General features: G+C 71.2%; 21 protein-coding genes. 13 read left to right on the top strand and 8 right to left on the bottom strand.

Translation table 11 applies throughout. From position 1 onward, the window contains the following. Positions 1 to 128: 128 nt before the first annotated feature. Genes pspAB through ACW9TB_RS08905 form a run of 4 tightly spaced genes read right to left on the bottom strand, consistent with a single transcriptional unit; the run spans position 129 to position 2,785 of the window. A complete protein-coding gene (gene pspAB, locus ACW9TB_RS08890; protein ID WP_472747447.1) occupies positions 129 to 719 on the bottom strand; it encodes a PspA-associated protein PspAB in 591 nt (196 codons plus the stop codon). 42 nt (positions 720 to 761) lie between these two features. Continuing rightward, positions 762 to 1,667, bottom strand: coding sequence for a zinc metalloprotease HtpX (htpX, locus tag ACW9TB_RS08895; protein WP_472747448.1), 906 nt, complete (start codon positions 1,665 to 1,667; stop codon positions 762 to 764). Positions 1,668 to 1,676: 9 nt separating this feature from the next. Continuing rightward, positions 1,677 to 1,955: a PspA-associated protein PspAA gene (pspAA, locus tag ACW9TB_RS08900; protein ID WP_472747449.1), complete on the bottom strand. Its 279-nt coding sequence runs from the start codon at positions 1,953 to 1,955 to the stop codon at positions 1,677 to 1,679. Continuing rightward, a complete protein-coding gene (locus tag ACW9TB_RS08905; protein WP_472747450.1) occupies positions 1,952 to 2,785 on the bottom strand; it encodes a PspA/IM30 family protein in 834 nt (277 codons plus the stop codon). The genes pspAA and ACW9TB_RS08905 overlap by 4 nt, the downstream gene beginning before the upstream one ends. A 147-nt stretch (positions 2,786 to 2,932) precedes the next feature. Here ACW9TB_RS08905 and ACW9TB_RS08910 point away from each other — a divergent pair, with 147 nt between their 5' ends. Next, on the top strand, positions 2,933 to 3,541 hold the full coding sequence (locus ACW9TB_RS08910; RefSeq protein ID WP_472747451.1) for a DUF3043 domain-containing protein: 609 nt from the start codon (positions 2,933 to 2,935) through the stop codon (positions 3,539 to 3,541). Positions 3,542 to 3,903: 362 nt separating this feature from the next. On the opposite strand, the gene ACW9TB_RS08915 is transcribed toward ACW9TB_RS08910, so the two are convergent. Then, positions 3,904 to 5,265, bottom strand: a complete 1,362-nt coding sequence (locus tag ACW9TB_RS08915; protein ID WP_472747452.1) for an SMI1/KNR4 family protein — start codon at positions 5,263 to 5,265, stop codon at positions 3,904 to 3,906. Positions 5,266 to 5,320: 55 nt separating this feature from the next. On the opposite strand from ACW9TB_RS08915, the gene ACW9TB_RS08920 reads away from it, so the two are divergent. Beyond that, positions 5,321 to 6,319, top strand: coding sequence for an aldo/keto reductase family protein (locus ACW9TB_RS08920; RefSeq protein ID WP_472747453.1), 999 nt, complete (start codon positions 5,321 to 5,323; stop codon positions 6,317 to 6,319). Positions 6,320 to 6,580: 261 nt separating this feature from the next. On the opposite strand, the gene ACW9TB_RS08925 is transcribed toward ACW9TB_RS08920, so the two are convergent. Further along, the gene (locus tag ACW9TB_RS08925; RefSeq protein WP_329092749.1) at positions 6,581 to 6,787 is read right to left on the bottom strand and encodes a hypothetical protein; all 207 of its coding nucleotides are present in this window, start codon (positions 6,785 to 6,787) and stop codon (positions 6,581 to 6,583) included. 480 nt (positions 6,788 to 7,267) lie between these two features. On the opposite strand from ACW9TB_RS08925, the gene ACW9TB_RS08930 reads away from it, so the two are divergent. Together ACW9TB_RS08930 and ACW9TB_RS08935 are read left to right on the top strand one after the other, a co-directional pair. After that, the gene (locus tag ACW9TB_RS08930; protein ID WP_472747454.1) at positions 7,268 to 8,494 is read left to right on the top strand and encodes a bifunctional adenosylcobinamide kinase/adenosylcobinamide-phosphate guanylyltransferase; all 1,227 of its coding nucleotides are present in this window, start codon (positions 7,268 to 7,270) and stop codon (positions 8,492 to 8,494) included. Between the two features lie 393 nt (positions 8,495 to 8,887). Further along, a complete protein-coding gene (locus ACW9TB_RS08935) occupies positions 8,888 to 9,850 on the top strand; it encodes an adenosylcobinamide-GDP ribazoletransferase (RefSeq protein WP_472747455.1) in 963 nt (320 codons plus the stop codon). Between the two features lie 63 nt (positions 9,851 to 9,913). Here ACW9TB_RS08935 and ACW9TB_RS08940 read toward each other — a convergent pair whose 3' ends face one another. Continuing rightward, positions 9,914 to 10,951 (bottom strand): DUF1648 domain-containing protein, encoded by a 1,038-nt coding sequence (locus tag ACW9TB_RS08940; RefSeq protein ID WP_472747456.1) that lies wholly within the window; start codon positions 10,949 to 10,951, stop codon positions 9,914 to 9,916. Beyond that, entirely contained in the window at positions 10,948 to 11,283 is a 336-nt protein-coding gene (locus ACW9TB_RS08945) for a GntR family transcriptional regulator (protein ID WP_344916610.1), read from the bottom strand. The genes ACW9TB_RS08940 and ACW9TB_RS08945 overlap by 4 nt, the downstream gene beginning before the upstream one ends. A 102-nt stretch (positions 11,284 to 11,385) precedes the next feature. Here ACW9TB_RS08945 and ACW9TB_RS08950 point away from each other — a divergent pair, with 102 nt between their 5' ends. From ACW9TB_RS08950 to ACW9TB_RS08990, 9 genes are all read left to right on the top strand, one after another. Continuing rightward, positions 11,386 to 12,927: a leucyl aminopeptidase gene (locus tag ACW9TB_RS08950; RefSeq protein WP_472747457.1), complete on the top strand. Its 1,542-nt coding sequence runs from the start codon at positions 11,386 to 11,388 to the stop codon at positions 12,925 to 12,927. A gap of 207 nt (positions 12,928 to 13,134) precedes the next feature. Further along, entirely contained in the window at positions 13,135 to 14,514 is a 1,380-nt protein-coding gene (lpdA, locus tag ACW9TB_RS08955; RefSeq protein WP_472747458.1) for a dihydrolipoyl dehydrogenase, read from the top strand. 37 nt (positions 14,515 to 14,551) lie between these two features. Beyond that, a complete protein-coding gene (sucB, locus tag ACW9TB_RS08960; RefSeq protein ID WP_472747459.1) occupies positions 14,552 to 16,036 on the top strand; it encodes a 2-oxoglutarate dehydrogenase, E2 component, dihydrolipoamide succinyltransferase in 1,485 nt (494 codons plus the stop codon). A gap of 152 nt (positions 16,037 to 16,188) precedes the next feature. Continuing rightward, the gene (locus tag ACW9TB_RS08965; RefSeq protein WP_472747460.1) at positions 16,189 to 17,085 is read left to right on the top strand and encodes a TIGR01777 family oxidoreductase; all 897 of its coding nucleotides are present in this window, start codon (positions 16,189 to 16,191) and stop codon (positions 17,083 to 17,085) included. Between the two features lie 48 nt (positions 17,086 to 17,133). Beyond that, a complete protein-coding gene (locus ACW9TB_RS08970; RefSeq protein WP_472747461.1) occupies positions 17,134 to 17,871 on the top strand; it encodes a Type 1 glutamine amidotransferase-like domain-containing protein in 738 nt (245 codons plus the stop codon). 28 nt (positions 17,872 to 17,899) lie between these two features. After that, the gene (lipB, locus tag ACW9TB_RS08975) at positions 17,900 to 18,577 is read left to right on the top strand and encodes a lipoyl(octanoyl) transferase LipB (protein ID WP_472747462.1); all 678 of its coding nucleotides are present in this window, start codon (positions 17,900 to 17,902) and stop codon (positions 18,575 to 18,577) included. A gap of 216 nt (positions 18,578 to 18,793) precedes the next feature. Further along, the gene (gene lipA / locus ACW9TB_RS08980; RefSeq protein WP_472747463.1) at positions 18,794 to 19,723 is read left to right on the top strand and encodes a lipoyl synthase; all 930 of its coding nucleotides are present in this window, start codon (positions 18,794 to 18,796) and stop codon (positions 19,721 to 19,723) included. Positions 19,724 to 20,087: 364 nt separating this feature from the next. After that, positions 20,088 to 20,768: a DUF4191 domain-containing protein gene (locus ACW9TB_RS08985; protein ID WP_344916624.1), complete on the top strand. Its 681-nt coding sequence runs from the start codon at positions 20,088 to 20,090 to the stop codon at positions 20,766 to 20,768. Further along, the gene (locus ACW9TB_RS08990) at positions 20,768 to 21,562 is read left to right on the top strand and encodes a class I SAM-dependent methyltransferase (protein ID WP_472747464.1); all 795 of its coding nucleotides are present in this window, start codon (positions 20,768 to 20,770) and stop codon (positions 21,560 to 21,562) included. The genes ACW9TB_RS08985 and ACW9TB_RS08990 overlap by 1 nt, the downstream gene beginning before the upstream one ends. Positions 21,563 to 21,651: the final 89 nt, after the last annotated feature.

Consider the following 21,651-nt stretch of genomic DNA (forward strand, 5'->3'; position numbering starts at 1 on the left):
CCATTGTGAGGGCAAAGGGTCACAGGACGTACATCAAACCGCAAGCCGGACGGGTCGCCCAGGCGCGCTTCCCGCGCCTCACGCATCGCGCGGGAAGGCCGTGCGGGAAGGGCTTCCGGGAGAAGCGCTCAGAGGCCGGGCGCGCCCCAGAGGGGGAACCAGCGGCCGAGATCCGGCTCGATCTCCAGCTCACCGCCGATCGCGCCGCGTACCTGAAGTTCCAGCGCGTTGTCCCTGCGCTGCGCCTGCCCCGCCCCGTGCTCGGCGGGCAGCGGGGCGAACGGGTAGAAGGTGCCCTGTTTGTACAGGTAGACCAGGGCGAGCCGTCGGCCGTCGGGGGCGGCGAAAGAGACCAGCGAGCAGAGCAGGGAGGGGCCGAACCCCGCCGCCTCAAGGGAGGAGTTGACCGCGTGCAGGTCGGTGACCAGGTCACCGAGCAGGTCGGGGGTACGGCGCACCAGCAGCCACGTGTAGCCGAAGGAGTCCTTCGACATCTCCACCGGGGGACCGCCCCCGGCGTCCAGCAACTGGGTGATGTCACGCTCCAGCCCGGCGAACGCCCCGCCCTCGGCAGAGCGGAAGCAGACCGCCCCCACACCCGTAGGCACCAGATCGGTGGCGGCCTGGAGGGTCACCGCGGCCGAGGGCAGCGCGAACAGCGCGTCCAGGTCGGCCTTGGCGGGTTCGCCACGCCCCATCAGCGCGTCCCACCAGCGCATCGGGTCACTCCCCCTTCGGGTCTCCTTCGATCCCCGGGTCTGTCATCCGCCCTGCCCCAGCTGGGCGGAGATCCTGCTGAGCTGCTCCAGGCGCCGTTCCAGCGGCGGGTGGGTCGCGAAGAGCGCGGACAGGCCCGCCTTGCCGGACAGGGCCGGTGCGAAGAAGAAGGCGTTGAACGGCTCGGCCTCGCGCAGGTCCTTCGTCGGGATGCGGGCCATCTCACCGCTGATCTTGACGAGGGCGCTGGCCAGGGCGGAGGGACGCTGGGTGAGCAGTGCTCCCGCGCGGTCGGCGGCCAGCTCGCGGTAGCGCGACAGGGCACGGGTGAGCAGGAAGCTGACCGCGTACACCAGGACCGAGACGAGCAGGATGATCACGCCGATCGGCAGGCCGCCCCTGTCGTCGCGCCCGCGCCCGCCCAGGCCGCTGTAGAGCGCGACCCTGGTCATGAGCCCGGCGACGATGCCGAGGAAGGACGCGATCGTCATGACCGCGACGTCGCGGTGGGCCACGTGGGACATCTCGTGGGCCAGCACGCCCTCCAGCTCGCCGCCGTCGACACGGCGCAGCAACCCCGTGGTCACGCAGACCACGGAGTTCTTCTGGTTACGGCCGGTGGCGAACGCGTTCGGTACGTCCGAGTCGGCGATCGCCACCCGCGGCTTGGGCATGTCGGCGAGGGCGCACAACCTGTCGATCATGCCGTGTAGCTCCGGGGCCTCCTGCGGGGAGACGACACGTCCGTGCATCGCGAACAGCGCGATGCGGTCGGACATGAAGTACTGCACGAGCAGGATGCCGCCGGCGATCACCAGCACCATGACGGCCCGGACGCCCATCGCGATCAACACGGCCACGAAGACCACGTAGAGCAGTCCGAGCAGGAACATGGTGATCACCATGCGCCTGGTCAGGCCCCGGTCCGGGGCGAACCGGGTTTGTGCCATATGCCCAAGCTAGCCGGGAATCAGCCCCTCATTGCCGAGCATCTCCCGCACTTCGTCCATGGATGCGTCGGCCGGAGGCAAAATCAGCTCCGAGGACTCCAGGCTGTCGTCGGGCAGCGCCTTGCCGACGTGGCGGACCTTGTCGAGCAGGGCGTGCAGCCGTACGCGGAAGGCCTCCTCCTCGCCCGCCTCGATGGCGGCCTCCAGCTCGGTGTCCAGCGTGTTCAGCACGTCGAGGTCGGCGGGGGCGATCTCGATCTGCCCCTCCCCCATGATGCGGACGATCACAGGCCCTCCCCCGGCTGGCGCAGCTGCTGCGTCTGGTTGGACTGCGGCTGCTGGTGAGGCGGCTGCTGGGGCTGGGGCTGCTGGTGGGGCTGCCCCGGTCCGGGCGTGATCGCGCCCTGCGGCGCGGGGCCCTGGCCCAGCTCGGCCTTCATCCGCGCGATCTCCAGCTCCACGTCGTGCCCGCCGCCCATGCGGTCGAGCTCGGCCTGGATGTCGTCGCCGCGCTGCCCGCTGAAGTCGTCGAGCGCGCCGCTGGCCAGCAGCTCGTCGATGGCACCCGCGCGGGCCTGCATCGAGGCGGTCTTGTCCTCGGCACGCTGGATCGCCAGGCCGACGTCGCCCATCTCCTCGGAGATGCCGGAGAAGGCCTCGTTGATCCGCGTCTGCGCCTCGGCGGCGGTGTAGGTCGCCTTGATCGTCTCCTTCCTCGTACGGAAGGAGTCGACCTTGGCCTGGAGCCGGTGGGAGGCCGTGGTGAGCTTCTCCTCCTCGGCCTGCAGGTTGTCGTGCTGCACGCGGAGGTCGGCGATCTGGGTCTGCAGGCTGCCACGGCGGGTCAGCGCCTCACGGGCCAGGTCCTCACGGCCGACCCCGAGCGCCTTGCGGCCCTGCTCCTCAAGCTTGCGCGACTGCGCCTCGATCTGGTTGATCTGAAGCTCCACGCGCTTGCGCGAGGTGGCGACGTCCGCCACACCCCGGCGCACCTTCTGCAACAACTCCAGCTGGCGCTGATATGAGTAGTCCAGGGTTTCGCGAGGATCTTCCATCTTGTCCAACGCGTTGTTCGCCTTGGACCTGAAGATCAGCGAAAGTCTCTTCATCACGCTCATGCGCGTCGGCCGTCCCCTTCTTCAAGTGCGCTTCGGGTCACCCCAAGTGAGTCCAGCCCCCCGAAAAGCACCGGAGCCACCATAGGGTTCACCCTACGCATAACGCGCGGGGGCGTCACTAAGTTGCGCTCCCGGTAGGCTGACGTTGTGTTCCGACGTACCCAGACCACCGCGGACGACTCCCCCGTCTCCGCTAACGATCCTAAGCCTGCGGGCAAGGGGCGTCCCACACCCAAGCGACGGGACGCCGAAGGCCGTCGCCGGCAGCCGGTGAACGCCCCCCAGAACCGCAAAGAGGCTTACAAGAACCTCCGCGAACGCCAGGCCAGCGAGCGCGTCAAGGCGCGCGAGGGCATGCTGCGTGGCGACGAGCGCTACTTCCCCGCCCGCGACAAGGGGCCCGCCAGGAAGTTCGCGCGAGACTGGGTCGACTCCCGCCGTCTCGCCAGCCAGTACTTCCTGCCGTTCTCCCTTCTTATCCTGCTGCTCACCTGGATCCCGTTCCCGGCGGACGTCCGCGGTTACGTCTACGTCGCGGTGATCACGGTCGGCTGGCCGCTCATGATGGTCGGCGTGCTGCTCACCTCGATCTGGGTGTCCTGGAAGGTGAAGAAGCTCACCGCCGAGAAGTTCCCCAACGAGAACCTCAGGGGTGTGGGCTTCTACGCCGCCATGCGCGCGCTGCAGATCCGCAAGCTGCGCTTCCCGCCGCCCGCGGTGCTGCCCGGCGGCAGGCCCGTCCCGCCGAAGAACTGACGGCGGACCGGCAGCGGAGCCAGCGGCGCTGTCTGGGGAGCACCTCGTCCGAGCACGTTTCCGAACCCCGTCCCCTCCACGAGGGGGCGGGGTTCCTCGCGTCTCCCACCGGTCTTCGTCAGCGGGGCGGCCTGCCCCCTGGATCCCCGGCTCGGAACTTTCACAGCGGGACTCCCGGGCCCGGGGGTCCCGAATCAGAATTTCAAGACCGGGACTCCCGGGCCAGAACTTCCGGACCGGAGCCCTTGAGGAGCCCTTGAGCCGAACAACCATCACTCCCGGATGACGGTCACCCCCGAGCCGAACGAGCATCACCCCTGGACGACGTCACTACCGAACCGGGCGACCTCCCCCGGACGACGTCAGTTCTCGATGATGTCCCACCTCAGCCCGCCGCCGACGGCCGCCGGTCGCCAGTAGCCGATGGACCCACCGGTCTCCAGGGCGTCCGCCGTCATCTTCAGCAGGCCGTGGTACGAGCCGATCCGGACGTCTCCGGGCGCGAAGTTCATCCGGCCCTCGTGGTCGGTTTCACCGACGTCGCGCACCACGGAGTCGATCACCAGGCGATGGCCCTCGTCGGTGCCGAACGGGATCATCCGCCCGTCCCACCATTCCTGCCGCGCGTCGGCGTCGCCCTCCGCGTCCATCGCGCACAGCCGCCGCCAGGTGTCGCGGATCTCGCGGACCCCCTGGTTCCGGTTCCTGAGGAACCCGAACGCCCCGGCGGCGACGGAGGCCCCGTCGTGCCGCAGCAGGGAGGCACGCAGGTCGTCGGGGAAGCGCAGGCCCATCTGCGCCTCGGCGACGGCGATCGTACGGGCCCTGGCGGGCCTGCCCAGCGTGCGGCGGCTCACGGGGGCATTGGCCTCCAGCCACCTCTCGATACGGCGCCACTGGTGGTTCACCGCCCGGGTCACCCGGGGGTTGAGCGCCCGCACCCGAGGGGTCCGCGCCCGTGGGTGGCAGTCGGCGTCGGCGACCGCCACGGGAGTCTCGTACGGGACCGGGGTCTCGTACGGCTGGACGGGTTCCGCCGGGCGGGGGCGCTGCTCCATGTCGGGGTAGGCCACCCCGACGTCGAAGAACCCTTCTGTCGCCGGGCACGCGACGGCGGGCAGACCCGTTCCCGGCTCCGCCCCGATCACGTAGCGCAGTCCCGGCTCCAACCGGTCACCCTGTTCCGGTTCGCACCGCTCGTCCACACTCCGGAAATCGGTCTCCACCCCGTTCGAGAAGACTGCGCTCTCCAGGACCTGTGTGCCGAAGGCGAGCAGGCACAGCCCGGCCCCGACGGCGCCCCAGCGGACCAGGCGGCTCCGGGTGGCGCCGTCCAGCGGCTCCCCCGGCTCTCCCGGCCTCCGCTCGAACGTCCGCTCGACGGCGGCCCGGAAGGCGGAGGGGGGCCTGGCCGCGTACCGCCTGAGGTCCTCGTCCGTGGGGGTGCCGAGGACGGGCGCGGGAGGCCATCGCGGTGCGCGCCCGGCTCCGGAGCCCGCCTCCTCCTCAAGGAAGGCCCCCCGGGGGCCCTCGGCCGGAAAGGCGCTCCGGGATCCCTCTTCCGGGAAGGCGGCCCGGGATCCCTCGGCCCGGGATCCCTCCGGGAAGGCGGCCCGGCGTTCCTCCGCTCGCCGCCACACGCGGGCGACCACCACGACGGCCGCAGCCAGCGCCGTGGCGGCGAGGGCCAGCCGTACTTTCCGAGAAATGATCAACCGCGACACGCCCGGCAGGCTATCCCGAATCATCCGGAATTATGGCGCCCACTAATCTCGGACCATGGAATTCCGCCACCTTGGCCGCAGCGGTCTCATGGTCAGTGAGATCAGCTACGGCAACTGGATCACACACGGTTCTCAGGTAGAGGAGGACGCCGCCAAGCAGTGCGTGCGAGCGGCACTCGACGAGGGGATCACCACCTTCGACACCGCCGACGTGTACGCGGGCACCAAGGCGGAGGAGGTCCTCGGCCGCGCTCTCGCGGGGGTTCGCCGCGAGTCCCTGGAGATCTTCACCAAGGTCTACTGGCCGACCGGACCTGGCCCCAACGACCGGGGGCTGTCGCGCAAGCACATCACCGAGTCGCTGCACGGCTCGCTGCGTCGCCTGCAGACCGACTACGTCGACCTGTACCAGGCACACCGCTTCGACAACGAGACGCCGCTTGAGGAGACCCTCAAGACCTTCGACGATCTCGTACGCCAGGGCAAGGTCCTCTACGTCGGCGTCAGCGAGTGGACCGCCGACCAGATCGGCCGGGCGCTGAAGATCGCCGACGAGATGGGCTTCGACCGCCTGGTCTCCAACCAGCCCCAGTACTCCATGCTGTGGCGGGTCATCGAGGCCGAGGTCGTGCCGCTGAGCGAGAAGGAGGGCGTCGGCCAGGTCGTCTTCTCCCCCATCGCCCAGGGTGTGCTCACCGGTAAGTACCGGCCGGGGCAGCCGCCCCCCGCCGGTTCCCGGGCCACCGACCCCAGCGGGGGCAACTTCATCTCCCGGATGCTGAACGACGACGTGCTCACCCGCGTCCAGCAGCTGGAGCCGATCGCCGCCGACCTCGGCCTGAGCATGGCCCAGCTCGCGGTCGCCTGGGTGCTGCAGAACCCCAATGTGTCCTCCGCCATCGTGGGGGCCAGCAGGCCCGAGCAGGTCCGCGACAACGTCAAGGCGTCCGGGGTGAAGCTGGAGTCCGAGGTACTGCAGAAGATCGACGACGTCCTCGGCCCGATCGTCGAGCGCGACCCCGCCAAGACGGTGAGTCCCGAGAAGCGTCCGTAGCGCGGTGACCGGTCACGGGTGAACCCGGCGAACGCCCGAGGCGTTGGCCGGGGCCCGTGTTCGTACGCGGGCCTCGGCGCGCGGAACGTCACGCGCGGGCCACCGCAGGCGGGCCCTCGTATGCCGGATCACGTACGCGGGCCTTCGCGCACCGGATTTCGTGCACCGGGTTTCGTGAGCGGGTCCTCGTGAGCGGGACAGGGAAAAACCCCTCGGTTCCTCGTTTTCGTCGAGGGGCCGGGGGTTTCCCATTCACCCGGGTCATTCCGGGCGCAGTGACATTCCCTCGTACTCCACGCGCTCGCCTTCGATCAGGGTGACTTTCTCAACCCCGGACTCCAGCAGCTCACGCCAGCTTTCACCGAGCCACGACTCGGCGTCCGCCTGGCTCGGGAACGTGTCGGACGGCGAAACACCCTCGACCACTTCGCCGCCATTCGCGTTTTCGTAACGCCAGCGCCACGTCATGCCATAGCTCCTTCTCGCGGATCCTGCCGGTGCCCCTCGGTGGCTCAGCGAACACTACCTCTCCCGGGCACTCCGGGCATGAAGGCGAGATCTTGACTTCCTCCACTCGGCTGAGGCCAAGGGATTCCAACCCTCACGGGCCGGGTTTCCTGCTTCACCACCGGTTGCCCGCCAGGGGGAAACGCTCCCCTTTGAGGTCTTACACCAGCTCCACAGGCGTTTTCTCTCCGTCGGCCCGGCGGCGAGGGTGGTGCGGGTCATGCGTGCGGCGGCTTGGTTACCGCCGCCGCACGAGCATGCTAACAACCCGTACGGCGCCCTGCCGCGTTTCCTCCCCACGCCTAAAAGCGGGTGTCTCCACGCTGAAAGGAACATGATGACCTCATGCTCCGCCGCCGGGACGTTCCCGGCACCCCCGGCACGCCCCGGGTGCCGTCCGCTTCCTCCCTACCGGCTTCTCGACCCGAGGGGAGACCTGGCGTGAAGGTCCTGATCTCCGGCACGGCGGGCGCGGGCGGGTGGCCCGCCCCGGACTGCGGGTGCGCCTCCTGCGCCCGTGTCACGCCGGGCCGTCGCCCCACCTCCGTGGTGCTCGACGTCCCGGTGGCACCCGACGGCTCCCCGGCACCCGGCGAACCCTCACCGCCCGGCGGCCCCCTGACACCTGACGGCTCGGTGGCGCCCAGCGGTTCAGCGGCGCCCGCAGGCCCCGTCCGGCTGCCGCTCTCCGGCCCGCTCCCGCCCGGCTACCGCGCCGCGCCCGGCCCGGACGGCATCACCGTCACCACCCCCGGCGGTCGGCGCGTCCTCCACGCCGTCTCTCCCCCGCCCGTCTCTCACCCGTACGGCGAATCCCCACACGACGGGCACGACGGGGGCCTGGGAGAGGCACTGGATCTAGTGCTGCTGGACGTGCTGGACCGGCCGGAACGGCTGGGGGACCTGCGTCGGCGAGGGCTGGTCGGCGAGCGGACGCACGTGGTGGCCGTCGATGTCGACCACCGGGTACCGACCGGGGCCGAACTCGCCCGGCGGGCCACGCTGTGGGGGGTGCGGGTCGTACCGGACGGCACGGTCGTCGACACGAGCGAGCCCCCTCCCGCCCCGGCTCCCCCGCCCAGGAGGACCCTGCTGCTCGGGGGGAGCCGGTCGGGCAAGTCGGCGGAGGCCGAACTGCGTCTGGCGGCCGAGCCCGAGGTCCTCTACGTCGCGACCGGGCCGTCCGGCGACGGTGACCCCGAGTGGCTGCGCCGAGTCCGGGCACATCGCGACCGCAGGCCCGCCCACTGGGGAACCATCGAGACCACCGCCCTGGCCGGGCTGCTGCGATCCGCCGACACCCCGCTGCTGATCGACGGACTCGGCACCTGGGTGGCCGCCGTCTTCGACGAGTGCGACGCCTGGCCCGGCGCAACCGGCGACAACGGCGGGGCCGACGAGGACGACAGAGGCGACGGGGGTGGCAAGAGCGGCGGGGCCGGTAGAGACGCCGTCGCCGCCCGGTGTGACGACCTGGTGGCGGCCTGGAGACAGACCCGGGCCCGGGTCGTGGCGGTCTCCGACGAGGTCGGCCTCGGCGTGGTGCCCGGCACCGCCAGCGGGCGGATGTTCCGTGACACCCTCGGCCGGTTGAACCAGCGCCTCGCCCTGGAGTCGGAGGACGTCACCCTCGTCGTCGCCGGTCGCCTCCTCCCCCTCCCCATCTGACCCTCCTGCCGTCCGGTCCCCGGTGTCGCGACCGGCCCCCACCGGGCCTCCCGGACTGCTCCGGCCGGGGCCGGTCCGGGAAGCGGCACCCGGTGAACGTGCGCCGCAGCTGTCCCACATCCCAACGTGGAGCGCTTCCTGGCTGCGGTCCGGCAGAACGTACGCGATCCAGCGAACGCACGCGGCCCAGTGAACATGCACGATCCGGCGACCATACGCGGCCCGGCGAACATGCACCGCCCAGTGAACGTGCACGGTCCAAAAACGTGCACAGTCCGGCGAACGCACGCGGCCCAATGAACATGCACAGTCCGGCGAATGTGCACGGTCCGGCGACCGCACGCGGTCACAACGGATTCCGCCCCCGGAGGCCGAAGGCTACGATCATCGACCATGTCCGAACCCTCGCCCCCACCCACGGACGGCCCGTCCACCTTCGTCGACGGAGTGCGTCTCGCGATCGGCACGCTGAGCGTGTTCCCGGTCCGTCCCGGAGTGGTCGACCGCCGGGCAGGGGGGATCGCGATGGCGGTGGCTCCGCTGGTGGGGGCGCTGATCGGGGCCGGTGGCGGGCTGGTGCTGGTGGTCTCCCTGTGGCTGGGAATGACACCGCTTCCGGCGTCGGTGCTGGCCGTGGCGACCGTGGCGCTGCTCAGCCGGGGGCTGCACCTGGACGGGCTGGCCGACCTCGCCGACGGGCTGGGCAGCGCCAGACCCGCCGAGCGGGCGCTGGAGATCATGAAGCGGTCGGACATCGGCCCCTTCGGCGTGGTGACGCTGATCTTCGTCCTGCTGCTCCAGGTGACGGCCCTGTCGGAGGCCGCCCGCGCGGGAGCGGGAACGGGCGCGATCACCCTGGTCGCGGCCTGCGCGGCCGGGCGGCTCGCCCTCACCTGGGCCTGCCGCGCGGGCGTTTCCCCGGCACGCCCCGACGGGCTCGGCGCGATGGTCGCGGGCACCGTGCGACGCGGCGTCGCGGTGGTCGTGACCGCGCTGGTGCTCGCGGGAACGGCGGCGCTGGTCTACCTCCACGGCGCCCTCGGCCCGTGGTCCTCCGGCTCCCCGTCCGAGCCCTTCGGCGGGTTCGAACGGGGCTTTGTCGTCTATTCGGACGTCACCAACCACCTCCCCGAGGTCGATGCGAGCATCCCCGGCATTGGCCTCACGTCAGGCCTGGGGCCGTTCCTCGCCCCCTGGGGGCTCCCCCTGGCCATGCTCGCGGGACTGCTGGTGGCCTGGGCCGTGCGGCGCAGGGCCGTACGGCGGCTTGGTGGCGTCACCGGTGACGTGCTCGGCGCCCTCGTCGAGACCGCCACCGCGACGACCCTGCTGGCCTGCACGATCCTCACGGTCTGACCCCCTCCCGGCCCGATCGGATGAGACCGCCGGGAAGGGGACACCGGAGGGAGGAACGGCGGGTCAGCGGGCGGCCGGGCCGGTGGACGCCCGGTCCACCAGGGTGTTCAGCAAGGCGGCCCCCCGCTCCGCGTCGTCGATCGAGACGGCGAAGCGGCCACCGGAGGCGTACCCCACCACGAGGCACTCCCCGCCGCGGATCATGACCGTCACGGCTCCCGGAAGCCCCCTGACGCCCCAGCCGCCGATGGCGGAGGGGAACAGCTCCTCCGACCAGGCCCGCTCCACCCGCTCGATCGGGATGTGCTTGCGCGGCAGGCGGAACGGCCCGTAGAAGAGCGCGAGACCCTCCTCGGTGACCTGCACCCGCACCGAGCTGAAGGCCAGCACCGGCAGGCCCACCAGGAACAGGATCGTCACGGGGATCCACAGCGCGCCGTCGCCGCCGATCAGGGCGAGCACCGCGCATCCCAGGCCCGCGGCCAGGAGGGAGCCGCCGAGCGCGGCGAGCGGGCCGCTGCTCACCGAGGAGACCCACACCGCGCGCTGCCCGGGGCCGAGCGGGAGCCGCCGCGTGGGGACGGCGGACGGCTCGGGGCGGTCGTCGGGCCCCGGACGGGCCGCGAGGGCGCCGAGCCAGCCACCCAGCACCAGCCCCGCGACCACGAGCAGCGCGCCCCACCCCAGGTTCGCGGCCTGCCTCCAGCCGGGGGCGTCGAGGTTGGCCGTCAGCGTGACCACCTGCAACCCCGGGAAGAACAGGCCGCCACCGCCCAGCAGGGCACCGAGCGCCATGCGGCTCGTCCTGCGCCTGAACATCGCGGTGCCGGCGAGCGCGACCCCCAGGGCCCCGCCCGCGATCAGCGCCCACAGGCCCACCTGGAGCAGCAGCGAGGCGATGAACGGCATCGACCTGTCGGGGGCGCCGGAAGGGCCCCAGTGCGTGGCGATCGGCTCGGGCAGCCGGTCGCGCAACATGAGCGGCACGGCGATCAGCGCGGCGGTCACCAGCGCGGCCCAACCGGCCGCGATGGACAGGAATCGGGCTCGCAGCCCCACGTCGGTCACCCCTTCGAAGGACCGGGCTCGCGGCCCGGTCATGACAGTTCCCTGATGAGCTCGATGACGTCGTCGTGGCGGTAGCCGTACTGAACCGCCTCGTCGAGCAGGGAGCGCAGCTTCTCCTCGATGACGCTGCGCGGGTTAGGGCGGCTGAGCACGCTCACGCCGCGACCCCGGCGGAACTCCAGCACCCCCTCGTCGCGCAGGTCCCTCAGGGCGCGCAGCACCGTGTTGGCGTTGATGCCCAGTGCGGCGGCCAGGTCGCGAGCCGGTGGAAGCCGGTCTCCCGGAGCGTACGAACCCTCGGCGACGGCGCGTCTGATCGCCTCGGCGACCTGCTCGTGCAGCGGCCGGGGATCGTTGAGATCCAAGGTAAGCAACATAGTGCTAGCGACATTAGCACCATGACGCCCGATGGTGCCACCCCGAATAGCACCATCGAGCATCACAATTCGTAGGACGAACCCTCGTTTATGCGTACTGCGCCAGCCCGACTAGCATCGGCCTACGTGACCACTGTGCGGCTTACCCCAACTGACAACGCTGTCTCGTTCGATACCGACGCGCTGGTCGTCGGCGTCCACACCGGAACGGACGGCCCGCTCCCCGCTCCCGGGGCGGAAGGCCTCGACCAGGCGCTCGGCGGCAGACTCGCCGCCACGCTTGCGAGCGTGGGCGCCAAGGGTAAGCCGGGCGAGATCTCCAAGATCCCCACCTTCGGCGCGCTGACCGCGTCCCTGCTGGTCGTCGTCGGCCTGGGCGACGCCCCCGGTGACGGTGACGGCTACGACGCCGAGGTCCTGCGCCGCGCCGCGGGCACCGCGGTCCGCGCCCTGGCCGGTACCGGCCGCGTGGCGCTCGCCCTGCCCGCCGCGAGCGCGGAGCACGCGGGCGCCGTCGCCCTGGGCGGCCTCCTCGGCGCCTACTCCTTCACCAAATACCGCACCGTGGGAGAGCAGAGCTCCCCGGTGTCCGAGCTGGCCGTGCTGACCGACGCCGAGGGCGCCCAGGCCGCGATCGAGCGCGCCACCACCCTGGCCGGGTCGGTCTCGCTGGTCCGCGACCTGGTCAACACCCCGCCGTCGGACCTGTGGCCGGCCCGCTTCGCCGAGATCGCCGAGCAGGTGGGCAGCGAGGCCGGCCTGTCGGTGGAGGTCCTGGACGAGAAGGCGCTCAAGGAGGGCGGCTACGGCGGCATCGTCGCCGTCGGCCAGGGATCGGCCAACCCGCCCCGGCTGGTCCGCCTCTCCTACAGCCACCCCGAGGCCAGTACGAGGCTCGCGTACGTCGGCAAGGGCATCACCTTCGACTCGGGCGGCCTGTCGCTCAAGCCGACGGCCTCGATGGACTGGATGAAGTCAGACATGGGCGGCGCGGGCGCGGTCTTCGGCGCCCTCCTGGCGATCGCCAGGCTGGGCCTGAAGGTCAACGCGGTCGGCTACCTCTGCCTGGCGGAGAACATGCCGAGCGGCACCGCGCAGCGCCCCTCCGACGTGTTCACCAGCTACGCGGGCAAGACCGTCGAGGTGCTCGACACCGACGCCGAGGGCCGCCTGGTCCTGATCGACGGCATCGCCCGCGCCGGGCAGGACGACCCCGACGTGATCGTCGACGTCGCCACGCTCACCGGCGCGCAGATCGTCGCGCTGGGCTGGCGGACGGCGGGCGTCATGGGCAACGACGACGACCTCCGCGCGGAGATCGTCGCGACGGCGGGCGAGCAGGGCGAGGCCGCGTGGCCCATGCCCCTGCCCGACGAGCTCCGCAAGGGTCTCGACTCCCCGGTGGCCGACATCGCCAACCTGCACCCCGAGCGTTTCGGCGGGATGCTGACGGCCGCCATCTTCCTGCGGGAATTCGTGCCGGACGGGGTCCGTTGGGCACACATTGACATGGCCGGTCCCGCCTTCAACAAGGGCGAGGCCCACGGCTACACGCCGAAGGGCGGCACCGGGGCGATCACCCGGACGCTCGTCGGCCTGGCCGAGCGCTACGCGGGCGAGCCTTCGCGCTGACCGTTGTCGCCGCGCAAGCGGGTCACAAGCAACCTAGACAAATGAAAAGATGCGGTTGCCGGAGTCAGGCCAAGGGCGGGCACCGGCGCGGCGCCGGGCCGGGTCCGGCGGCGGCGTGGATGCGATCGAGGATCCGCGCGGCCGTCCAGGGCACGACAAGGGGCGCGACCGTGAAGACGGTATTTCGATCCGACAAGGAGCTTTCCTGTGGCTGATGGCAGCGGCCCCTACGACATCGTCGTCCTAGGTGGCGGTAGCGGTGGGTATGCCTGCGCTCTGCGGGCGGCCGAGCTGGGCAAGACGGTCGCGCTGATCGAGAAGGACAAGATCGGCGGTACGTGCCTGCACCGTGGGTGCATTCCCACCAAGGCGCTTCTGCACTCCGCGGAGGTCGCCGACGAGACGCGGGAAAGCGCGACCTACGGCGTCAAGGCCCGCTTCGAGGGCATCGACGTGCCCGCGGTCCACGCGTTCAAGGACAAGATCGTCACGCGTGCCTGGAAGGGCGTGCAGGGCCTTCTCAAGAGCAAGGGCATCACGATCATCGAGGGTGAGGGCCGTCTCGCGGGCCCGAACCGGATATCGGTGGGCTCCGAGGTCTACGAGGGCCGCAACATCGTGCTGGCGACCGGCTCCGCGCCCAGGTCCCTTCCCGGCCTGGAGATCGACGGCGAGCGGGTCATCAGCAGCGAGCACGCGCTCAAGCTCGACCGGGTGCCCACCTCGGTGGTCGTCCTGGGCGGCGGCGTCATCGGCGTGGAGTTCGCCAGCGTCTGGCGCTCCTTCGGCGCCGAGGTGACGATCGTCGAGGCCCTGCCGCACCTGCTGCCCCTGGAGGAGGAGTCCAGCTCCAAGCTGCTGGAGCGCTCTTTCCGCCGCCGCGGCATCAAGCAGGAGCTGGGCGTCTTCTTCGAGGGCGTCAAGACCACCGACACCGGCGTGGTCGTCAGCCTGGCCAACGGCAAGACCCTCGACGCCGAGCTGCTGCTCGTCGCGGTCGGCCGCGGCGCGGTCTCCGCGGGCATGGGCTTCGAGGAGGCGGGCATCGCGATCGAGCGCGGCACCGTCACGGTGAACGAGTTCTGCCAGACCAGCGTGCCTGGCGTGTACGCGGTCGGCGACCTCATCCCGACCCTGCAGCTCGCGCACGCGGGCTTCGCCGAGGGCATCCTGGTGGCCGAGCACATCGCCGGTCTGAACCCGGTGCCGATCGACTACGACGGCGTGCCCCGGATCACCTACTCCGACCCCGAGGTCGCCTCGGTGGGCATCACCTCCGCCCAGGCCAGGGAGCGCGGCCACGAGATCGTCGAGCTGACCTACGACCTCGCGGGCAACCCCAAGAGCCAGATCCTGCAGACCCAGGGCGCCGTCAAGATCATCGCCAAGAAGGACGGCCCGGTGCTCGGCGTGCACATGGTCGGCCGCCGCATCGGCGAGCTGGTGACCGAGGGACAGCTGATCTACAACTGGGAGGCCCTGCCCTCCGAGGTCGCGCAGCTCATCCACGCGCACCCCACCCAGTCCGAGGCCGTCGGCGAGGCGATGCTGGCGCTGGCCGGCAAGCCGCTCCACGTCCACAACTAACGCAAGCCCTCACTCGGAACGCGAGAGAAGACAACCAATGCCGAAGTCCGTACAGATGCCCCAGCTCGGTGAGAGCGTCACGGAGGGCACCGTCACCCGTTGGCTGAAGAAAGAGGGTGAGCGCGTCGAGGCCGACGAGCCCCTTCTCGAAGTCTCCACCGACAAGGTCGACACCGAGATCCCGTCCCCGGCGGCGGGCATCCTCACGAAGATCGTGGTGGCCGAGGACGAGACCGTCGAGGTCGGCGCCGAGCTCGCCGTCATCGACGAGAACGGCACCGAGGGCGCCGCCGCTCCGGCGCAGGAGAAGGCCCCCGAGCCGGAGCCCGAGCCTGAGCCCGCCCCGCAGCAGCAGCAGGCCCAGCCGGCCTCCTCGATCCCGCAGCCCGCCCCGCAGCAGCAGGCGCAGGCCCCCGCCCCGGCCCCGCAGCAGCAGGCACCCGTGCAGGCGCAGCAGGCTCCCCCGGCCCCGCAGGCGGCCCAGCCCTCCCAGGCCGCGCCGCCGTCGCCGATCGCGGCGTCCGAGCCCGTCGCGCAGCCGTCGGGCGACAGCCCGTACGTCACCCCGCTGGTGCGCAAGCTCGCCGGTGAGCACGGCGTCGACCTCGACGCGCTGACCGGCACCGGCGTCGGCGGGCGCATCCGCAAGCAGGACGTCCTGGAGGCCGCCCGCGAGCAGCGCGAGCGTGCCGCGGCCCAGGCCCAGCCTCAGGCCCAGGCCCCGCAGGCCGCCGCCCAGGCCCCGGCCCAGGCGTCCGCCCCGCAGGCCCCCGAGCCGGTCGTGGTGGACACCACGCTGCGCGGGCGCACCGAGAAGATGTCGCGGCTGCGTCAGACCATCGCCAAGCGCATGGTCGAGTCGCTGCAGGTCTCGGCCCAGCTCACCACCGTGGTCGAGGTCGACGTCACCAAGATCGCGCGGCTGCGCGACCAGGCGAAGGCCGAGTTCCAGCGGCGTGAGGGCGTCAAGCTCACGTTCACGCCGTTCTTCGCCCTCGCCACGATCGAGGCGCTCAAGCAGCACCCGAAGCTGAACGCCACGATCAACAGCGAGACCAACGAGGTCACGTACTTCGACACCGAGCACCTCGGTTTCGCGACGGACACCGAGCGCGGCCTGCTCGTCCCGGTGATCAAGGACGCCGGCGACCTCAACATCGCCGGGCTGTCCCGTAAGATCGCCGACCTCGCCGAGCGCACCCGCACCAACAAGGTGAGCCCCGACGAGATCACCGGCGGCACGTTCACGCTGACCAACACCGGCAGCCGAGGCGCGCTGTTCGACACGCCGATCCTGAACCAGCCGCAGGTCGGCATGCTGGGCACCGGCGCCGTCGTCAAGCGCCCGGTGGTCCTGGACACCCCGGAGGGCGAGGTCATCGCCGTCCGCTCGATGATGTACCTGGCGCTCAGCTACGACCACCGCCTGGTCGACGGCGCCGACGCCGCCCGCTTCCTGACGACGATCAAGCGTCGCCTCGAAGAGGGTCGTTTCGAGAACCAGCTGGGCCTGCACGGCTAGTCACCCGTTCTCTCCCACCGGGCCGGTCCGCGACATCGCGGACCGGCCCGGCTCGTTGCGGGGGCCCAGCTCGTACGGGCCGCGAGGGGGACGCGAATCCGATAGGCGCCGGTTTCCGAAGACTCGGGGGGAGGTCGTTTACATTGGACAACATGACGATCATCGTGACCGGATCCTCGGGCCTGCTGGGATCGGCTCTGGTGAGGGCTCTGCGGGACGACGGCGCCCGGGTGGTCCGTTTGGTCCGGCGGGTGCCCGAGGGCGGCGACGAGGCCTTCTGGAACCCGGCGAAGGGGGTTGTCGAGTCGGCGGCGCTGGAGGGCGCGGAGGCGGTGGTCCATCTCGCGGGCGCGGGCATCGGCGACCGGCGCTGGAGCGAGGACTACAAGCGCGAGGTGGTCCGCAGCCGGGTCGAGGGGACGAGGACCCTGGCGGGCGCGCTCGCCAATCTGACGGCGAAGCCCTCGGTGCTGCTGTCCGGCTCGGCGATCGGCTTCTACGGCGACACCGGGGACACGGCGGTGGACGAGACGGCGCCCGCGGGTGCCGGGTTCCTCGCCCAGGAGGTCGTGGTGCCGTGGGAGGCGGAGACGGCGCCCGCCGAGGAGGCGGGGATCCGGGTCGCGAGGCTCCGTACCGGCCTGGTGCTGAGCGGCCGGGGCGGCATGCTGGCGCGGATCCTCCCCATCTTCAAGACGGGGCTGGGCGCCCCGCTGGGGTCGGGACGGCAGTACTGGTCGTGGATCTCCGTCGACGACTGGGTGCTCGCCGTACGACACATCCTGAAAAATCCTGAGATCTCGGGGCCGGTGAATGTGACGGCGCCCGAGCCGGTCACCAACGCCGAGTTCACCAAGGCGCTCGGAGCCGCCCTCCACCGGCCCACGATGCCCCTGGCCGTGCCGGGCTTCGTACTGCGTACGGCCATCGGGGAGTTCGCCGAGGAAGGGGTGCTGACCGGCCAGCGGGTGCTCCCCCGGCGCCTGCTCGACAGCGGTCACGCGTTCCGGCATACGCACCTCGACGAGGCACTGGCCGCCGTACTCTAAGATCCCTGTTTTCGGCGTTCCGGCCGACGAGACCACTGGGAGACGGACATGGGCAGCCCCGGGCAGTCGCACATCCTCGCGATCGGAGGCGGCTCGTTCCGCGCCTCCACCCGCCAGGGGATCATGGAGGCGAGCCCGCTGCTCAGGTACGCCCTCGACCTCACCGGCCAGGACCGGCCCCGCCTGGGCCTGCTCGCCACCGCCACCGGCGACGACGCGGAGTGGCTGCTGCGGATGTACGGCGCCTTCGGCGCGTGGGACGTCGAGGTCAGCCACCTGACCGTGTTCCCGATGACCAACGTCGAGGACCCGCGCGAGTGGGCCCTCAGCCAGGACATCATCTACGTCAGCGGCGGCAGCGTGGCTAACCTGGCGGCCCTGTGGCGGCTGCACGGCCTCGACGAGATCTTCGAGGAGGCGTGGCGGGCGGGCGTGGTGCTGGCGGGCCAGAGCGCCGGGGCGCTCTGCTGGCACGTGGGCGGCAACACCGACTCCTTCGGGCCGACGCTGCGGGTGTGGTCCGACGGCCTGGGCATGCTCCCCTACTCCTGCGGCGTCCACTACAACTCCGATCCGCAGCGCCGCCGGCTGCTGCACGAGGCGGTGGCTTCGGGCGAGCTGCCCGAGGGCTACGCCGCCGACGAGGGCGTCGCCCTGCACTACGTGGGCACCGAGTTCATCCAGGCCGTCAGCGTGCATCCGGACGCCTACGCCTACAAGGTGGAGCACGACGGGGCGGGCGGGGCCAAGGAGTTCCGCATCGAGCCTCGGCTTCTCACGTCTTAACCACGAACGGGTCAACTACTCTTGAGGCGTGAGTGACCTGGCAATCGTCCGTCTTGGCGTTGACTTCCCCTATGAGCAGGCTTGGGATCTTCAGCGGCGCATCCACGCGCGCCGGGTGGCCGAGGAGATCCCCGACACCTGCCTGATGCTCGAACACGCGCCGGTCTACACGGCGGGCAAACGCACCGCGCCGCACGAGAGGCCCTCCGACGGCACCCCGGTCGTCGAGGTCGACCGGGGCGGGCGGATCACCTGGCACGGCCCCGGCCAGCTGGTCGGCTACCCGATCGTCAGGCTCGGCGGCTCCCTCGACGTGAACGCCTACGTGCGGCTCCTGGAGGAGACCCTGGTGCACGTCTGCGCCGACTTCGGGGTCCAGGCGGGCCGGGTGGAGAGGCGCGGGGGCGTCTGGGTGGCCGGAGACCCCTCGCACGGCCTGCCGGACAGGAAGGTCGGGGCGATCGGCATCCGGGTCTCGGGCGGCGTCACGATGCACGGGTTCGCGCTCAACTGCTCCAACGACCCGAGCTGGTACAACCGGATCGTCCCGTGCGGCATCAGCGACGCCGGGGTCTCCTCGCTGTCGGCCGAGACCGGCCGCCGGATCGTGGTCGACGAGGTCCTGCCGTACGCCGAGAAGCACCTGGCGGAGGCGCTCGGCGCGCAGGCCTTCGAGCTGCCCGAGGAAGACCTCTTCCGGCGTTGACCTTCCGGTCCCCGGTCCCGGCACCGGTTCCGGGGCTTCTCGGGACCGGTTCCCTGACCGGTTCTCCGTACGACCTCCGGCACCGTTTCGCGCACCGCGCCCCGGGGCCGCCGCAGCTTACGGCGGGACATAAGCTGGTGAGGTGAGCGAGCGTGACGACATTTACCGCACCTCGATGTGCACCACCTCGGTCCACCGACCGACGAAGGAGCTCGCATGACCGTCGCCCCCGAAGGGCGGAAGCTCCTCCGCCTTGAGGTCCGCAACGCCGAGACCCCCATCGAGAAGAAGCCCGACTGGATCAAAACCAAGTTCAGGGCGGGCCCGAACCACACCGAGCTTCGGGAACTGGTCAAACGCGAGGGACTGCACACCGTCTGCCAGGAGGCCGGGTGTCCCAACATCTCCGAGTGCTGGGAGGACCGCGAGGCCACCTTCCTCATCGGCGGCGACCAGTGCACCCGCCGGTGTGACTTCTGCCAGATCGACACCGGCAAGCCCAAGGAGTACGACACCGACGAGCCGCGCCGCGTGGCCGACTCGGTGCGGCAGATGGGGCTCAACTACGCGACCGTGACCGGTGTCGCCCGCGACGACCTGCCCGACGGCGGCGCGTGGCTGTACGCCGAGACCGCCCGGCAGATCCACGCGCTCCTGCCCGGCTGCGGCGTCGAGCTGCTGGTGCCCGACTTCAACGGCGACCAGGCCCAGCTGGAGGAGGTGTTCTCCTCCAGGCCCGAGGTGTTCGCGCACAACATCGAGACCGTGCCGCGGATCTTCAAGCGCATCCGGCCCGCGTTCCGCTACGACCGGTCCCTGGGAGTGATCACCAAGGCCCGTCAGGCCGGTCTGGTGACCAAGTCCAACCTGATCCTCGGCATGGGCGAGGAGCGCGAGGAGGTCATCCAGGCCATGCGCGACCTGCACGAGGCCGGGTGCGACCTGCTCACCGTGACCCAGTATCTGCGGCCCACCCCGCGCCACCACCCCGTCGAGCGCTGGGTGAAGCCGGAGGAGTTCGTGGAGCTGCGGAAGGAGGCGGAGGCCATCGGTTTCGCCGGGGTCCTCTCCGGGCCGCTGGTCCGCTCCTCCTACCGGGCGGGCCGTCTGTACAAGCAGGCCGTCGAGGCTCGCCAGCACGCCTGAGCCCCTCGGGACAACCCGTGAGACCGGAAGGACCCCGCTCCCGAGCGGGGTCCTTCCGGTTTCCTGCCCCGCTGCCTCCACCCGGTACGACCGGATCACCCGGCACGGCCGGATCACGATCGCTCGGCACGGCCGGATCGCGGAGGCGTTGCGGAGGGCCCTCGCGCGGCCGGTCCGGGCGTTCGCAAGTTCATCCGGGCTTTCGCATGGCCGTACGGGTCGTACAGGTGCACGCTCGGCCGTACGGAACGCACGGCGGTGGTGAACACGGACGGTCACGGACGTCTCCGTGACCCCGCCCGGGACCGGCGTCCGGCAGATTACGTTTTCACTTCTTGACCCCTGGATTTGTATCCTTCAGAACATGGCCAAGAAGCCCGAAGACTCAGAGCGCCCGGGGCGCATCAAGCAGCTCCGCATGATCGCGAAGATCATCAAGGAGGCCAATCCCAAGGGGATGCCGATCGTCTATGCCTCGGCGTTGGGCACGCTCGCGCTGTGCGTGGTGATCGGCCTGGTCACGGGCTGGTTCTGGTATCTCCTCTTCATCGGGATCATGCTGGCCCTCACCGTCGGGCTGGTGGTGTTCGGCCAGCTCGCCCAGCGGGCCCAGTACTCCATGCTGCACGGGCAGGTCGGCGCCGCCGCCGCGATCCTGCAGGGCATGCGCGGCAACTGGGAGGTCACCCCCGCCGTCGCCGTCACCCGTGACCAGGACATCGTGCACCGCGTGGTCGGCTACCCCGGCATCATCCTGGTCTCCGAGGGGCCGGGCAGCCGCGTGCAGAAGATGCTGGTCGCCGAGAAGAAGCGCGTCCAGCGGGTCGCGCTGGACGTCCCCGTCTACGACGTGCAGTCCGGCGACGGCGACGGCCAGATCCCGCTGGCCAAGCTGCAGCGGCACCTGATGAAGCTGCCCCGCAACCTCAAGAAGCCCGCCCTGTACGAGATCAACAACCGGCTGAAGGCCCTCCCGCAGACGCTGCCGATGCCCAAGGGCCCGCTGCCGCGCGGCGCGAGGATGCCCCGCCCGAAGATGCGCTGATGAGCCTCGCCGGGGTGGGCCGCCACCGGGTGGACGCCGCGGCCACCTCCCGGGCCAACCGCGGCTGGTGGGACGGCGCCGCCGACGAGTACCAGGCGGAACACGGGGAGTTCCTGCGTGACGCCGGGTTCGTCTGGGGCCCCGAGGGCCTGGACGAGGCCGATGCCCGCCTGCTGGGCGACGTCGCGGGCAGGGACGTGCTGGAGATCGGCTGCGGTGCCGGGCAGTGCGGGCGCTGGCTGGCCGGGCAGGGCGCCAGGGTGGCCGCCTTCGACCTGTCCTTCCGGCAGCTCCAGCACTCCGGCCGGATCGACCTGGACGCCGGGTCCGCGCTGCCGGTGGTCCAGGCGGACGCGGAGGTGCTGCCCTTCGCCGACCGGACGTTCGACCTGGCCTGCTCGGCGTACGGCGCGCTGCCGTTCGTGGCCGACGCCGGGGCCGTCCTCGCCGAGGTCCACCGGGTGCTGCGCCCCGGGGGCCTGCTGGTCTTCTCGGTGAGCCACCCGGTCCGCTGGGCCTTCCCCGACGACCCCGGCCCCGCCGGGCTGACCTCCGACCGCTCCTACTTCGACCGTTCCGCGTACGTGGAGACCGGCGAGGACGGGCGGCCGTCCTACGTCGAGCACCACCGCACGATGGCCGACTGGGTCGGGCTGATCACCGCGTCGGGGCTGGTGCTGCGGGGGCTGACCGAGCCCGAGTGGCCGCCGGGTCACGACCGCGAGTGGGGCGGCTGGAGCCCGCTGCGCGGCCGCCACCTGCCCGGCACCGCGATCTTCACCTGCGCGCGATAGCCGCGCGGCGCCCCGGCGGGGCTCCCGGGCGCACGGGCCGATAAAGATCGCTCACACCGGGCGCGCGGACCGGCGAGGACCGTTCGCAT

The organism is Streptosporangium sp. H13245 (assembly GCF_055690525.1).

Coding starts and splice junctions, on each gene's coding strand:
- pspAB (WP_472747447.1), bottom strand. CDS start 719: ATGCGCTGGTGGGACGCGCTGATGGGGCGTGGCGAACCCGCCAAGGCC.
- htpX (WP_472747448.1), bottom strand. CDS start 1,667: ATGGCACAAACCCGGTTCGCCCCGGACCGGGGCCTGACCAGGCGCATG.
- ACW9TB_RS08905 (WP_472747450.1), bottom strand. CDS start 2,785: ATGAGCGTGATGAAGAGACTTTCGCTGATCTTCAGGTCCAAGGCGAAC.
- ACW9TB_RS08920 (WP_472747453.1), top strand. CDS start 5,321: ATGGAATTCCGCCACCTTGGCCGCAGCGGTCTCATGGTCAGTGAGATC.
- ACW9TB_RS08925 (WP_329092749.1), bottom strand. CDS start 6,787: ATGACGTGGCGCTGGCGTTACGAAAACGCGAATGGCGGCGAAGTGGTC.
- ACW9TB_RS08935 (WP_472747455.1), top strand. CDS start 8,888: ATGTCCGAACCCTCGCCCCCACCCACGGACGGCCCGTCCACCTTCGTC.
- ACW9TB_RS08940 (WP_472747456.1), bottom strand. CDS start 10,951: ATGACCGGGCCGCGAGCCCGGTCCTTCGAAGGGGTGACCGACGTGGGG.
- ACW9TB_RS08950 (WP_472747457.1), top strand. CDS start 11,386: ATGCGTACTGCGCCAGCCCGACTAGCATCGGCCTACGTGACCACTGTG.
- sucB (WP_472747459.1), top strand. CDS start 14,552: ATGCCGAAGTCCGTACAGATGCCCCAGCTCGGTGAGAGCGTCACGGAG.
- ACW9TB_RS08965 (WP_472747460.1), top strand. CDS start 16,189: ATGACGATCATCGTGACCGGATCCTCGGGCCTGCTGGGATCGGCTCTG.
- ACW9TB_RS08970 (WP_472747461.1), top strand. CDS start 17,134: ATGGGCAGCCCCGGGCAGTCGCACATCCTCGCGATCGGAGGCGGCTCG.
- lipA (WP_472747463.1), top strand. CDS start 18,794: ATGACCGTCGCCCCCGAAGGGCGGAAGCTCCTCCGCCTTGAGGTCCGC.
- ACW9TB_RS08985 (WP_344916624.1), top strand. CDS start 20,088: ATGGCCAAGAAGCCCGAAGACTCAGAGCGCCCGGGGCGCATCAAGCAG.
- ACW9TB_RS08990 (WP_472747464.1), top strand. CDS start 20,768: ATGAGCCTCGCCGGGGTGGGCCGCCACCGGGTGGACGCCGCGGCCACC.